The organism is Spirosoma flavus (assembly GCF_054778555.1).
The window spans coordinates 256,411-269,841 of sequence record NZ_BAAGZL010000007.1 but is presented as its reverse complement, the minus strand read 5'-3'; the positions used below and the strand labels follow the sequence as shown (position 1 = coordinate 269,841).

The window sequence follows — 13,431 nt, the reverse complement described above, 5'->3', positions numbered from 1 at the left end:
TGGATAGGTAACTACGTATTGTACTAAACGGTTATTGTCCCCGCAAAAACACGTTGGGCTGGGCCAATCAGGTGAATATCGTCAAACTGATTCTGACCAGTTACGTTGAAGGCTATACGCAGGTTGCCGCCAATAGTCCGAATCTGCACTGGACTCTCAAGAGACAGTTGCTGATGAGCAACAAGCGCCACGGCCGTTACGCCCGTGCCGCAGGAATAGGTTTCATCTTCGACGCCACGCTCATAGGTCCGCACAAACACCGTGTTATTACCAAGCGCCTGCGAAAAATTAACATTTGTCCCCCCCGGTTGGAACGTAGCACTGTATCGAATGCTACGTCCTTCACCCACTACGTCGTAGGATTCCAGATCATCGACAAACTGTACTACGTGTGGCGAACCTGTATTCAGAAACGTCAGACCGCTACGTTCATCGACGCTTGTTACGTCGGTCATTTTCAAGAAGATATCCTCTCCCTGTACGCGAGCCGTGTGTTCGCCATCAACCGCCAGAAAGCGCGTTTCTTCCTGAAAAATGCCCAAGTCGTGGGCAAATCGAACAATACACCGACCACCATTACCGCACATGCTACCTTCGGCACCGTCGGCATTGAAATAAATCATTCGGAAATCATATTCGGGATGGTTACGTAGCAGAATCAACCCATCGGCACCAATCCCAAACCGACGATGACATAGCTTCTCGACTAATGCCTGATCAGAAGCCGGGAACGTTTCCGCGCGGTCATCAATCAAGACAAAATCATTGCCGGTACCCTGGTATTTAACGAAGTTGATGGTCATGGGTAGTTGTAAAGTTTTAAAGTTGTAAGGTTGCAGAGTTTGAAAGTTGTAAGGGAGTGAAGGCGTCAGCAACTTTATAACCTTATAACTATATGACTCTATAACTTTAAAAAGCATAAAAAAAGCCACCCGTTAAGGTAGCTTTTGATTTTTTGGAAGAGGCTATTAAGCTGCTACCGCTGCTTTTGGCTTGCGCTCTTTCAGACGTGCAGCCTTACCTTGACGGCCACGCAGGAAGTACAGACGGGCACGACGTACTTTACCCATACGTACCACTTCAATTTTGTCGATGTTGGGCGACAGAACTGGGAAAATCCGTTCTACACCTACGCCGTTCGATACTTTACGTACTGTAAAGGTTTCGCCACCGCTGCTTGGGTTCCGACGTTGAATTACCGTACCCGTGAACACCTGAATACGCTCTTTATTTCCTTCGCGGATTTTAACGTGTACGTTCAACGTATCGCCTGCCCGGAATGAGGGCAATTCGGTGCGACGTTGCGCGTTGTCTGCCTCCACTAATTTAATTAACTCGCTCATGACCGTATATAAATCGCCAGTAAGTATTTTCGAAATGAGCCGCAAAGATAGTGTTTTTCATTGTAGTAACAAACGAAATCCCACAATCTCAGCTGGTTTTGTTTAAAGCTGACAGCTCTATCACTACGTTAGTCATTCACTTTTATTGGAACGTATCATTTTACGGGCAGTTGTACCATCATCGAACTAGCCCCTCCCAGTTGTGTCGTCGGTAGTTGTCCGTTCCATTTGGCAATCCATTGCTGCTGAATCAGCATGGGTGTTAGCGTTTTCTGTTTCAGCTCGTTGGCACGAGCTTCCGCTTCGGCCTCAATAATTTTCGCGCGGGCAATACCCGTAGCTTTCGTAATGGCGATTTCGGCCGCAGCTTTTTCAGCGGCCACTTGGTTGTTTAAACGCAAAGCATTTTGCACGGCCGTATTTTTGGCATCAATCATGGCTTGTAACGATTCGGGTGGCGTCAGATTCGACGTAATGTTTTCAAACGCAAAACCATCATCGCCAAGGGCTTTACGCAGTTTTGCTTCCACCAATTCTTCAAAACCGGCCCGGTTGTTCACCAGCGAGTCGGGCGTGAAGGAGTTCGCTACGTCGCGGTATGAGTTGTAGACAATAGTACGTAGTATATTATCTTCAATATCAGGCAGTTCCTTCCGGTATTTTCGGTACACATTGGCCCCCTGACCTTTTACCAGATGATAGTTCAGCGTAGGGTCTATTTTAAACAGGGTTCCTCCTCTCGAACTAACCGTAAACGGCTCAAAATCTTTGGTTTGAGTAAAGGTGGGATACTGCTCGATAAACGACGTAAGTGGGTTATAAAAAATCCAGCCCGTTACGTTCTCAATGTCGGAAACGCCCCGGTCGGAGCCAATTTTACTTACTTTGATACCTTCGTGCGAGGCATCGACTGTGGTACAGGAATTAACCAACACCAAGCCAATCAGCAACACAGCAATGGACCATATAACAATTCTCATTTTACTCATCGTTTAAACGGGTTTACGGTGAAACATCTAGTTGTAAGAGAAATAATCAGTACTGCACCCACCACCAGAAAACCACCGATATTTTGCAGGGTATCTTTCTGATTTAAAAGTTCATAACCAAAATCAAGAGCCAGCACGAAAAAAACAGCCCAGATCAAAATCAGGAATGCAGTTTTGATGTTCATGAAAGGTTTAGTTTATAGACAAATGAAGCAGGTTATTGGGCAAAGTTTATAAACTACTTATTGATTGGCAGCCAGACGTTTCAAGCGGTTGAAAACAAGGCTGATTCACTGGATCTAGCAGCCGTTCGATATCAATCTTGATTTGGGACAAGATAACAATCCAAATATGATTACGTTTACTACCAAACCTTCAGAAGTATATTATTTCAGTACGTAATAAATACTTTTGCAGCATTACGTTGCGGCACCAATATAAAACCCATGAAAATACTCAGCGTCGACCAGATTCGAGCACTCGATAAAGCTACCATTCAAAACGAACCCATCGCGCCTATTAATCTCATGGAGCGGGCAGCGTTGGCTTTTGTTGACTGGTTTGCCGATCAGTTTCCTTCCACAAAGCCGACAAAAATCTTCTGTGGGTTAGGGAACAATGGGGGCGATGGACTGGCGATTGCCCGTTTGCTGCTCGAACGTTCCTATTCGGTCGAAGTCTACGTAGTGCGCTACGCCCCGCGCGAGTCCGATGATTTCATGCATAATCATCGTCGGCTCAAGTTGTTGACTGAGAATGTGAAATACATTGAGTTCGCCCAGGATATTCCAGCACTACGACATACAGAAGTAATTATCGACGCCATTCTGGGTTCAGGACTGTCGCGTCCGGTCGATGGTATCGTTAAGAATGTAATTGAGACGATTAACCGGGCACCCGCTACGGTGGTTTCGGTCGATATTGCGAGCGGTTTACAGGTCGATCAGCCCAATAATCCTGACGACGTTATCATCGAACCCGACTATACCGTTACGTTCCAGTTGCCCAAACTGGCTTTTTTGCTGCCACAGAATGGTCGCTACGTTGGCGAATGGTCGATTGTCGATATTACGTTGTCGAAGCGCTTTATTGATCAGGCTCGAACACCTTATTATTACACGCGGCCTAATGAAGCCCGGCTGCTACTACGTAAACGCGACCGTTTTTCAAACAAAGGTTCGTTTGGTCATGCGCTTCTGCTGGCAGGCAGTTTCGGGAAAATTGGCGCGGCTGTACTGGCCTCGCGAGCTTGCCTGCGGTCGGGCGTTGGGCTGCTTACAGTTCAGGTACCACGTTGCGGCTACGAAGTTATTCAGACTTCCGTTCCGGAAGCCATGTGTCAGCCCGACATTGACGAAGATAAACTGACAGGCATTCGGCATAGCGGCAATAACGTGTCTCCTGCCGAATTTGCGGCTGTTGGCGTTGGGCCAGGTATTGGTAAGACGGCTGAAACGCTGTCGATGCTAAAAGAATTACTTTCGGGCGTAAAAAAGCCAATTGTTGCTGATGCTGATGCGCTCAATTTGCTGGCTGAGAATAAGTCGTTATTAGCCAAGCTACCCGCCAGCAGTATTCTGACACCCCACCCAAAAGAGTTTGAACGCCTGACGCGGAAATGGTCTGATGATTATGATAAACTGGACTTACTGCGTGAATTTGCCCAAAAACACAGAGTTATTGTTGTACTCAAAGGAGCTTATTCGGCCATTGCCACCCCAGACGGCGACGTCCATTTCAACTCAACGGGCAATCCTGGCCTAAGCACAGGCGGCACGGGCGACGTACTGACTGGCATCCTGACAGCGCTACTAGCGCAGGGATACGACCCTGTCGAAGCCGCCGTTCTTGGTGTTTTTGCTCATGGTTTGGCCGGCGATAAAGCTGCCGAACAACGGGGAGCCATTGGTATGGTAGCCTCTGACGTAATCGACGCGTTGCGTTGGGAGTAGATCCTGGGGCAGGCGACCAGCGTAAACACTGGTCTGTTGCTTGCTAAATCAAGTCTTTGTTTACGTTATCCTTTCTTTTCTGGTGCTACCGGTTACTTTCTGACAGCGAATCAGGTAGTATTACGTATATAAAAACGGAATTTCGCGCTGTTACGGCAGAAGATAAGTGTCCAAATTTGTACCCGTAAACTTTCTAATGAACTTCATGAAACACACTGTACAACGTGGCTGGCAATTTGATCGCCCCATTCGTAAAGCCCGCCCCGCCTTCGATATTACTACCGCACTGGGTAGTTTGACGGTAGCCCTACTGGCCTACATTGTGTATCACATTTACCCTTTGCTTTCGAAGGGGTTATTGTTCTGAGACGGGATTTTCTCAGGATCAAAAGGATTTACAGGACTAGTTGCTGGTAAAGCAGAAAACAAAATTCTTTTAATCCTGAGAAAACCCTGGTTCTTACTTTAGGAATTGATACGTTGCAAAAGCCGATACGTAGGCCAGTGCCATCATGTAAACTAGCTGTACGGCAGGCCATTTCCAACTTTTTGTTTCGCGTTGCGTAGCCGCCAGCGTACTCATACACATCATGGCAAATACGTAGAAAACCAGTAGCGACCATGCTAATGCAGGGGTGTACATAGGTCCTCCCGTTTCCGGATTACGTTCCTGACGGAGACGTTCACGAATTGTAACGCCAGTTTCATCATCACTGCTGCCAATGCTGTAGATTGTTGACATCGTGCCGACAAACACTTCGCGGGCGGCAAACGAACTCAACAAAGCAATCCCTATTTTCCAGTCATAGCCGAGAGGGCGGATAACGGGTTCGATGAAGTGGCCAAATGTGCCCGCATACGATTCTTCAAGTCGTTCGGAAGCGATGCGGTTTTCTAGTTCATCCGATTTCATGGATGGATTTTGCTGCCGGACACGCGCTTCAGCCTGGTCCATGTCATCGCCGGGACCGTAGCTGGCCAACACCCACAACACAATCGAAATCGCCAGAATAACCCGGCCGGCTTCCCAAACAAACGCCCGAACGCTTTCCCAAACCGTCAAGGCTACGTGGTTCCAGCGGGGCAATTTGAACGTCGGAAGCTCCATTATGAAATAGCTACGTTCCTTCGTTTTCAGTACGAGTTTTAGCACGAAAGCAGCCAATAAGGCACTAATTAGACCCAGCAGGTAGAGCGCCATAAGTGCCAGCCCCTGTACGTTAAATATACCCCATACCCGCTGACTCGGCACAACTAAAGCAATCAGGATCGTGTAAATGGGCAGTCGGGCAGAGCAACTCATCAGCGGAGTTACCAGAATCGTAATGAGACGGTCACGCCGGGTGCCGATGCTACGTGTGGCCATGATGGCCGGTACGGCACAGGCCACGCCTGAAATTAAGGGTACAACACTACGTCCATTTAATCCAAACGGGCGCATGACTCGGTCCATAATGACCATGACCCGCGACATATAGCCTGATTCTTCGAGCAACGCCACCAGAAGAAACAGGAAAGCAATCTGCGGAATGAATACCAGGATTCCTCCAACACCGGCAAGAATACCATCAGTTAGTAAGTTAGAAAGCGGACCATCGGGTAAGCTGCCTTTCAGTTGACCGTTCAGCCACGCCACACCCGCATCGATTCCGTCCATAAAAGGCTGCGCCCAGGCAAAAATGGTTTGGAAAATCAATAACAGGATAAGAAAGAAAATGGCGTATCCCCAAATTGGATGCAGCAGAATCCGGTCGAGTTTTTGCGTCCAGGTACGTTGAGTAGTGGGTCGACGGTCGGTTACTACGTCGTCAACGATGGGCCCGATATGTCGGTACCGATCAATGGTTTCGGACGCCAGAAATTTGGCTTCATTGAATCCGTGTTTGTCAATAATGGCATCCAGACCAACTCGCTGCTGCGTGTTTAAAAACGAAAAACCATCGTGCTGAACCACGTATTGCAACGCCAGGTAATTATTGTCAAGCTGGTATTGGGTTTTTGTGTCGGCAATAACGCCGTTGGCAGCCCGTTCGGGATCGAAGAAGAGTTGTTCAGCCAGACTAGGTTTCTGAAGCTGCCCCACAACGGCCTTTTTAAGTTGGTCGAGCCCTTCGCCCGTTCGTGCGTTGATACGTACTACGGGCACTTGCAACCTCATTGCCAGGCGTACCGCGTTAACCTCCTTTCCTTCGCCTTTAGCTACGTCGAGCATATTCAGCGCCAGCACCACAGGTATGCCCAAGTCGGTGACCTGCGTAAATAGCAGCAGATTTCGGTGCAGGTTCGACGCATCGACAACGACTATCGTTACGTCGGGATAATCGGGGTGATTGGGGTTCGCCAGAACATCGGTAACGATCTGCTCATCCAGCGATTTTGGGTAAATTGAATAAATCCCAGGAAAGTCAACAACCGTAGCGAACGTATGCTCATCGATGGGCCAGGGACCCGACTTTTTATCGACCGTAACGCCCGGAAAATTCCCCGTTTTCTGACGCAATCCGGTCAGTTGATTAAACAACGACGACTTTCCCGCATTCGGGTTACCAACAAGACCTATAACAGGAGACGATTTCAAAATTTAATGAATGATGGTTCATGCATAATGAAAAATGAATGACGTAGTATGAATGAATCCATTTATCACCCTACTAATCATTATGATTAGTCATTATCAATTAAAATAGTGGCAGCCTCGGCTTTACGCATGGCCAGCACATAACCTGCTACGTTCAGACAAAGGGGGTCGCCTAACGGAGCCTTTGCCGTCATATACACTTGAGCACCAGGCAAACAACCCATTTCGAGCAATTTGAGCGACATCATTTCATCAGTAAATGACTGGATTGTGGCTCGTTCACCCGCCCTAAGGTCGGCAACACTACGTTTATTCATCGATTTGAAGGCACTAAAACGCTTACAGCGTCAATCTTATTTAGATTCATTTTAAGTAATGCAAGATTACGGCATAAAGTTCTGGTATGCAAACGGGTTGCCAACAAATCCTTTCTGAGATGCCTTCGATTGATTACCAGCCGCCGTATTTCTAAGTCAAATTCCGACGAATAACGTATTAAATAACGCCAAATTATAGGTCTTTCTGGATGGTCCGCCAGCTAATAACCAGAGACATTGTAATGTCTCAACAATTAACGAATCATGCAATCTACTCTACCTACCTCCGCTTCGCTGCCTTTCGTTTTACAACTCGTCAGGTGCTGATTATTATCAAAGAGCCATTTCTACTAGAAAACGCAAGTGGTGGAATAAGAGACGTTTTGTAATCTATCCTGAATACTCTCCCGGTAAGAGTTTTGGGTGGGAAGGGGTTTAGCCTAACAAATCCCACGCAAATCGCACAATGGTCGCGGCAATAATTAGCAAGAAAAATACTTTAATAAATTGATTGCCTTTCAGGATGGCAAGTCGAGCACCCAGAAACGCGCCAGACAGATTGGCTACAGCCATTGGGAACGCAACTGTGTAGAGAATCAAGCCTTTGCCAGCGAAAAAAAATGTACAGGCCAGGTTAGTTGAGGCATTCACCAGTTTGGCGTGAGCGCTGGCTTTTAGAAAATCAAAACCGATTAACGCGATAAATCCTAACACTAAAAAGCTACCAGTTCCCGGTCCGAAAAATCCATCGTAAAAACCAATTATCGCGCCCATACTCCACATCCGCACCCGTTGCTGGCGCTCCGAAACAATCCGTTGTGGGGCTTGACCAAAGTCTTTTTTAGTGATTGTATACATAAACACCGCCAGCAAAATCACCAATGCAAGCGGTTTCATGAAGCTATTTGGCACTTTCGTGAGCGTGAATGCGCCCAACCACGAGGCACCAAAGGCAATCGCCATCATTGGCCCAATAAATCGCCCGCGTACGGCGACACGTCGACTGTACTGAAATGCGCCCATTAAACTGCCTGATAGTGAAGGAATTTTGGTCGTACCTATTAACGTCGGAACTGGATATTGGGGAAACGTGAAGAGAATTGCGGGTGTCTGAATCAATCCACCTCCGCCAATAATGGCATCAATAAATCCGGCCAGAAACGAAAAACCACAAAGTGATAAAACCGCACTATCATACATAGTCGACAAAAGTAGCGTAAACTTTCGGCCCCATGACGTAAATTTGTAGCAGTAAACCAACAAAGATGGCAGATTCGGTACGGCAGATGAGCGCGTTGATGCGGAAGGAATTTCTGCTGGAATGGCGGCAACGCTACGCCCTCAACGGAATGCTGCTGTACATCGCCGGAGCTGTGTTCGTTTGCTATTTGAGTTTCAACACCCGTCGCGGTCAGTTATCGCCCATCGTCTGGAACACATTATTCTGGATTATCCAACTCTTCACGGCCATCAATGCCATCGCTAAAAGCTTTGTACAGGAGCGCGCCAGCCGTCAGTTGTACTATTACACTTTGATTAGTCCGCAGCTAATTATTCTGTCGAAAATCCTGTATAACACGGTATTAATGCTGGTTCTGGCGCTTTTAGGATTCAGTGTGTATGCCTTTGTGCTCGGCAATCCGGTGCAGGACGTACCACTATATATATTGACACTCGTATTGGGTGCGATTGGTTTTGCGGCCTCGCTCACACTCGTTTCAGGCATTGCGAGTAAAGCCGAAAATCCCGCTACACTGATGGCGATTTTGAGTTTCCCAGCGATTCTGCCTCTGCTGCTGATGCTGTTGAAAATCTCAAAAAATGCCCTCGACGGACTGGAACGTAGCAGTAGCTGGAACGAAATGGGAACCGTACTCGCCATCGACGCCATTGTGATAACCGTGTCATGGCTGCTGTTTCCTTTTTTATGGAGAAGTTGATAACGTAGCGTGGGCAGAAGCCTGCGACAATGTAGTGAATTAAAAACTTGCGGGTTCCTGCCCGCGTTACGTATGAAAAAAAACTGGTGGAAAGCTCTCGCCGTATTGATTCTGAGCTACGTAGTATTAAAAGGCTTACTGGGTACGGTACCTCGTCAGCCGATTTTGAACGAGAGTATTCGGAACGTATATTTCCACGTACCCCTCTGGTTTGCCATGATAACTTTACTGCTCACGGCAGCCGTTTACTCGGTTCGTTACCTACGTAGCGGGCGGCCCGACGACGATTTAGTGGCTGTTGAGTTTACGAATACAGCTATTCTGTACGGCCTGCTGGGTTGCGCAACGGGCTCTTTATGGGCCAATTTCACGTGGGGAGAACCCTGGCCTAACGACCCTAAACTCAATAGCGTAGCGGTCGGTATGCTTATGTACATGGCCTATCTAATACTACGTGGCTCATTCGATGATGAGCAACGGCGCGCTCGAATTTCGGCGATTTATAACATTTTCGCTTTTGCCGTATTTGTGCCGCTCATTTTCGTGCTGCCCCGGTTAACAGATTCACTGCATCCGGGCAATGGCGGAAATCCGGCATTCGGCAAGTACGATATGGATAATGCCATGCGTATGGTCTTCTATCCGGCAATAATTGGCTTTACGCTGTTGGGTATCTGGATTACTGAATTGCGCGTGCGACTGGGCCGGGTGAAAGCAGCTTTAGATGACTAAACTCATGCCAAGCCCCGGAATGATTCAATCTTTTTTTTCGTTATCTTTTTAACACTTTCGTATTCAAATGCGACTCTCTTTTTTGGCCAAAGCTCCACTAGCCTCCCTCCTTCTGCTAAGTCAACATGTACTGGCCCAGCAACCTGTTTCTGATGGGGTTGAAATGGCCGACAGACTCCGGGCCGACGGTAAAATATGGGTGGTGGTGGCGGTCGTCGCGGCTGTATTTGCGGGCATCATTTTCTATTTGGTCCGTCTCGACCAACGTATTGGAAAGATGGAAAAAGAAGTGAAAGACAAGTCGTTAGTCAATAGTCGATAGTACCAACAAACCGTTTCTTGCTGGCTAATAGCCAATTACTACTATGAAAATTTCTCACATTATCGGGATCATCGTCATTGCCATCGCGATTGGGATTATCGCGAGCACCGCCGGCGACGCCAGTGTGTACACTACGTTCACCAAAGCCGAGCAAATGGCAAAAGATGGTGACGATAACCAGATTCACGTAGTGGGTAAGCTCAAAAAAAATGACCAGGGTCAAATTGTCGATATGTTTTATAACCCCGGCATCGACCCAAACCACTTTGAGTTTTCGCTGGTCGATACCGATAATCGGATGCAGAAGGTCGTTTATAACAGCCCTAAGCCGCAGGATTTTGAGCGGTCAGAACAGGTTGTTATCATCGGTAAGATGCAGGGTGACCATTTTCAGTGCAACAAAATTCTACTGAAGTGCCCCTCAAAATATCAGGACGGCAAGCTCGAAACCACTGAACACGAGGCCAAAACAGCGAAGCTATAAAAAGCGAAAGAGTGAATGAGCGAAAGAGCGGACAAACTCTTTGGGCATTTTTCACTCTTTCGCTCATTCACTCTTTAGTCAATGATACACACAACAGTCGGTCAAATCGGTCACTTTTTCGTTATCCTGTCGTTTGTGACTGCTTTAGTCGCAACGCTGGGTTATTTTTTATCGGCCTTGGGTAAGCGAACAGCCGCTCAGTCCGAGCCGGTTCGTGAACCCGAACTCGCTTATGCCGGTGAAGAATCGGCTCAACAGGCCAGCTTCCGGGGGAAAATTGCCAAACGTAAAAGCCCGCCGACTGCTACAGAGCCGCCCGCCCGTGACGACTGGCGTTTACTGGCACGATGGTCGTTCTACCTGCATACAGTAGCGATCATAGGTGTATCGACCTCCCTGTTTTATATCATTTTCAATCATTATTTCGAATATCACTACGCCTGGAGCCACTCGTCGCGGGCGTTGCCGATAAAGTATATGATTGCCTGTTTCTGGGAAAGTCAGGAAGGGTCATTCCTGCTTTGGCTTTTCTGGAATGCGATATTAGGCGTCATTCTGATACGTACCAGCGGCAGCCGATGGGAAGCTCCGATGATGACCATATTCGCGTTGGTGCAGGCATTTCTGGCGTCGATGATTCTGGGCGTCGTTTTCGGTGATACGTTCAAAATTGGCTCGTCGCCTTTCCTCTTGTTACGTGAGGCCATGCCCGATACGCCCATTTTTGCATCGGACCCTAATTTTATCCCCAAAGACGGTAATGGACTGAATCCACTTCTTCAGAATTACTGGATGGTAATTCACCCACCGACTCTCTTCCTTGGTTTTGCCCTGACTTTAGTTCCTTTTGCTTTCTGTGTTGCCGGTCTCTGGCGCAATCAACCCATCGAGTGGATTCGCCCTGCTCTTCCGTGGACGCTGTTTGGCGCGCTTATTCTGGGCGTTGGTATCATGATGGGCGGCTACTGGGCCTACGAAACGCTCAATTTTGGCGGCTACTGGAACTGGGATCCGGTCGAAAATGCGGTGTACGTACCGTGGCTGGTTATGGTGGGAGCGCTTCATACTATGCTGATTGCCAAACGTAGTTCTACAGGCTTGAAGAGCGCTATAATTCTTACCATTGCTACGTTCCTGCTCATTCTTTACGCTACGTTCCTGACCCGTAGCGGCATTCTAGGAAACGCATCGGTTCACTCATTTACGGATTTAGGACTGTCCGGCCAGTTGTTAATTTACCTGCTGGTTTTCGTTGTCCTGGCGGTGATTCTGGCCGCTAACAAATGGAAACTCATTCCAAGCGATGAGAAAGAAGCATCGGTTTATACCAAAGAATTCTGGTTATTTATCGGGGCAACTATTTTGTGCCTATCTGCTTTTCAGGTGATTGCCACTACGTCGATTCCGGTGTATAACAAGATTGTGGAGCTATTTGGTAAAGTTTCAAACGTAGCACTTCCTACCGACCAGATGGCGCACTACGGCAAATTCCAGACATGGTTCTTTGTGGCAATTGCCTTTCTGACGGGAATCGGTCAGTTTATGTGGTGGCGGAAAATCGAGAATAAAAAGTGGGACGCCCTCATTACGCCTGGCATTCTCACCCTGCTCGTTAGTGCCGGTATTATTGCGTTCGGGTCGCTGAAAAACCCAACGTACATGGTTCTGCTGGTTGCCTCGGTGTTTGCGCTGATGACCAACGGCACGATTCTGCTGGGTATCATTCGGGGAAACTACCGAATGACAGGTGGTGCTATTGCGCACATCGGTATGGCGCTGATGCTCATCGGAATTTTGTATTCAGCAGGTTATTCGCGAGTTATCTCACTGAATAACAGCGGCCTGATGATTTCAAAAACCGACGATTTCACCAAGAACGACAACAAAGAGAATAAAGAGAACGTGTTGCTCTGGCTTAATCAGCCCGAGAAGATGGATAAATACCAGCTAACGTATCGCGGTCAGTATGTTGAAGTTCGCGACGTACCGGGCTACGTACCCCGTAACGACGTATCCGTTATCGAAGGTGATTTCCACGGAATTGCTAATCGTGATATCGAAAAAGATGGTAAGCTTTATCACAAAAAAGGTGATACGTTAGCCCTCTACCCAGAAAACGTTCACTACGGTGTTGAATACCGCGAACCAAGTGGCAAAATCTTCACGCTGTATCCACGACTTCAGGTTAACGAGCGGATGGGCGTAGTGCTTTCACCTGACATTACTCGCTCCCTCCAGCGCGACATCTACACGTACGTAGCAACCGCTCCCGACCCAATGGCCGAGGAACAGTGGGAGAAAACCGAAACGTACTCAGTAGCAGTCAAAGACACCTTTTTCCTGAATGACTACGTAGCAATTCTGGACGACGTAGTACGGGCCAACGATGTGGAAGGCGTTGACATTGGCCCAAACGACGCAGCTGTACGGGCGCGCGTTCGCGTACTTGACAAAAACGGAGAACACATCCTGAATCCGGCATTTATCATCAAAAATCGGATGGTGGCCCATCCCGCCGAAACTAGCGACGAACTGGGTGTACGTATTCAGTTGAACGAAATAAACCCACAGACGGGCAAATTTACCTTTGCCGTCAATCGTACCCAGCGCGACTACATTGTGATGAAAGCGTTTGAAAAACCGCTCATCAATGTCCTCTGGATCGGTACATTGATTGTTGTGCTGGGTTTCGGGCTGGCAACCGTCCGGCGCTACCGGGAATTCAGGTTAAGCCGGTAAGCGTCAATGTCGTCAATCATTAGTCGATAGTACTT

General features: G+C 47.9%; 14 protein-coding genes. 7 read left to right on the top strand and 7 right to left on the bottom strand.

Going from position 1 to position 13,431, the window contains the following annotated elements; translation table 11 throughout:
- Positions 1-23: 23 nt before the first annotated feature.
- The 4 genes from dapF to ACYVF1_RS28165 all read right to left on the bottom strand — a co-directional run bounded on the left by dapF (position 24) and on the right by ACYVF1_RS28165 (position 2,517).
- Positions 24-797, bottom strand: coding sequence for a diaminopimelate epimerase (gene dapF / locus ACYVF1_RS28180; RefSeq protein ID WP_461085431.1), 774 nt, complete (start codon positions 795-797; stop codon positions 24-26).
- A 171-nt stretch (positions 798-968) separates the two neighbouring features.
- Positions 969-1,343 carry a 50S ribosomal protein L19 gene (rplS, locus tag ACYVF1_RS28175; protein ID WP_461085294.1) on the bottom strand — a complete coding sequence of 125 codons (375 nt, stop codon included), beginning with the start codon at positions 1,341-1,343 and terminating at the stop codon, positions 969-971.
- A 155-nt stretch (positions 1,344-1,498) separates the two neighbouring features.
- The gene (locus tag ACYVF1_RS28170; RefSeq protein ID WP_461085292.1) at positions 1,499-2,323 is read right to left on the bottom strand and encodes an SPFH domain-containing protein; all 825 of its coding nucleotides are present in this window, start codon (positions 2,321-2,323) and stop codon (positions 1,499-1,501) included.
- Between the two features lie 5 nt (positions 2,324-2,328).
- Positions 2,329-2,517, bottom strand: a complete 189-nt coding sequence (locus ACYVF1_RS28165; RefSeq protein ID WP_461085290.1) for a hypothetical protein — start codon at positions 2,515-2,517, stop codon at positions 2,329-2,331.
- Between the two features lie 261 nt (positions 2,518-2,778).
- Here ACYVF1_RS28165 and ACYVF1_RS28160 point away from each other — a divergent pair, with 261 nt between their 5' ends.
- Both ACYVF1_RS28160 and ACYVF1_RS28155 read left to right on the top strand, forming a co-directional pair.
- Positions 2,779-4,284 carry an NAD(P)H-hydrate dehydratase gene (locus ACYVF1_RS28160; protein WP_461085287.1) on the top strand — a complete coding sequence of 502 codons (1,506 nt, stop codon included), beginning with the start codon at positions 2,779-2,781 and terminating at the stop codon, positions 4,282-4,284.
- A gap of 205 nt (positions 4,285-4,489) precedes the next feature.
- Positions 4,490-4,651: a hypothetical protein gene (locus ACYVF1_RS28155; protein WP_461085285.1), complete on the top strand. Its 162-nt coding sequence runs from the start codon at positions 4,490-4,492 to the stop codon at positions 4,649-4,651.
- A gap of 93 nt (positions 4,652-4,744) precedes the next feature.
- Here ACYVF1_RS28155 and feoB read toward each other — a convergent pair whose 3' ends face one another.
- From feoB to ACYVF1_RS28140, 3 genes are all read right to left on the bottom strand, one after another.
- Positions 4,745-6,862 carry a ferrous iron transport protein B gene (feoB, locus tag ACYVF1_RS28150; RefSeq protein ID WP_461085283.1) on the bottom strand — a complete coding sequence of 706 codons (2,118 nt, stop codon included), beginning with the start codon at positions 6,860-6,862 and terminating at the stop codon, positions 4,745-4,747.
- An 86-nt stretch (positions 6,863-6,948) separates the two neighbouring features.
- Positions 6,949-7,179, bottom strand: a complete 231-nt coding sequence (locus ACYVF1_RS28145) for a FeoA family protein (RefSeq protein WP_461085281.1) — start codon at positions 7,177-7,179, stop codon at positions 6,949-6,951.
- A gap of 435 nt (positions 7,180-7,614) precedes the next feature.
- Entirely contained in the window at positions 7,615-8,379 is a 765-nt protein-coding gene (locus ACYVF1_RS28140) for a sulfite exporter TauE/SafE family protein (protein ID WP_461085279.1), read from the bottom strand.
- Positions 8,380-8,444: 65 nt separating this feature from the next.
- Here ACYVF1_RS28140 and ACYVF1_RS28135 point away from each other — a divergent pair, with 65 nt between their 5' ends.
- From ACYVF1_RS28135 to ccsA (ACYVF1_RS28115), 5 genes are all read left to right on the top strand, one after another.
- Positions 8,445-9,119 (top strand): heme exporter protein CcmB, encoded by a 675-nt coding sequence (locus ACYVF1_RS28135; RefSeq protein WP_461085277.1) that lies wholly within the window; start codon positions 8,445-8,447, stop codon positions 9,117-9,119.
- 72 nt (positions 9,120-9,191) lie between these two features.
- Positions 9,192-9,851, top strand: coding sequence for a cytochrome c biogenesis protein CcsA (gene ccsA / locus ACYVF1_RS28130; protein ID WP_461085275.1), 660 nt, complete (start codon positions 9,192-9,194; stop codon positions 9,849-9,851).
- A 67-nt stretch (positions 9,852-9,918) separates the two neighbouring features.
- Positions 9,919-10,173: a CcmD family protein gene (locus ACYVF1_RS28125; protein ID WP_461085273.1), complete on the top strand. Its 255-nt coding sequence runs from the start codon at positions 9,919-9,921 to the stop codon at positions 10,171-10,173.
- 43 nt (positions 10,174-10,216) lie between these two features.
- Positions 10,217-10,657 (top strand): cytochrome c maturation protein CcmE domain-containing protein, encoded by a 441-nt coding sequence (locus ACYVF1_RS28120; RefSeq protein WP_461085271.1) that lies wholly within the window; start codon positions 10,217-10,219, stop codon positions 10,655-10,657.
- An 81-nt stretch (positions 10,658-10,738) separates the two neighbouring features.
- Positions 10,739-13,396 (top strand): cytochrome c biogenesis protein CcsA, encoded by a 2,658-nt coding sequence (gene ccsA / locus ACYVF1_RS28115; protein WP_461085268.1) that lies wholly within the window; start codon positions 10,739-10,741, stop codon positions 13,394-13,396.
- The last annotated feature ends 35 nt before the right edge of the window (positions 13,397-13,431 follow it).

Bases quoted from the DNA above. Each gene is read 5' to 3' on its own strand.
- ACYVF1_RS28135 (WP_461085277.1), top strand. From the start codon at position 8,445: ATGGCAGATTCGGTACGGCAGATGAGCGCGTTGATGCGGAAGGAATTT.
- ccsA (WP_461085275.1), top strand. From the start codon at position 9,192: ATGAAAAAAAACTGGTGGAAAGCTCTCGCCGTATTGATTCTGAGCTAC.
- ccsA (WP_461085268.1), top strand. From the start codon at position 10,739: ATGATACACACAACAGTCGGTCAAATCGGTCACTTTTTCGTTATCCTG.
- ACYVF1_RS28170 (WP_461085292.1), bottom strand. From the start codon at position 2,323: ATGAGAATTGTTATATGGTCCATTGCTGTGTTGCTGATTGGCTTGGTG.
- ACYVF1_RS28155 (WP_461085285.1), top strand. From the start codon at position 4,490: ATGAAACACACTGTACAACGTGGCTGGCAATTTGATCGCCCCATTCGT.
- ACYVF1_RS28145 (WP_461085281.1), bottom strand. From the start codon at position 7,179: ATGAATAAACGTAGTGTTGCCGACCTTAGGGCGGGTGAACGAGCCACA.
- ACYVF1_RS28120 (WP_461085271.1), top strand. From the start codon at position 10,217: ATGAAAATTTCTCACATTATCGGGATCATCGTCATTGCCATCGCGATT.
- ACYVF1_RS28165 (WP_461085290.1), bottom strand. From the start codon at position 2,517: ATGAACATCAAAACTGCATTCCTGATTTTGATCTGGGCTGTTTTTTTC.
- rplS (WP_461085294.1), bottom strand. From the start codon at position 1,343: ATGAGCGAGTTAATTAAATTAGTGGAGGCAGACAACGCGCAACGTCGC.
- ACYVF1_RS28160 (WP_461085287.1), top strand. From the start codon at position 2,779: ATGAAAATACTCAGCGTCGACCAGATTCGAGCACTCGATAAAGCTACC.
- ACYVF1_RS28125 (WP_461085273.1), top strand. From the start codon at position 9,919: ATGCGACTCTCTTTTTTGGCCAAAGCTCCACTAGCCTCCCTCCTTCTG.
- ACYVF1_RS28140 (WP_461085279.1), bottom strand. From the start codon at position 8,379: ATGTATGATAGTGCGGTTTTATCACTTTGTGGTTTTTCGTTTCTGGCC.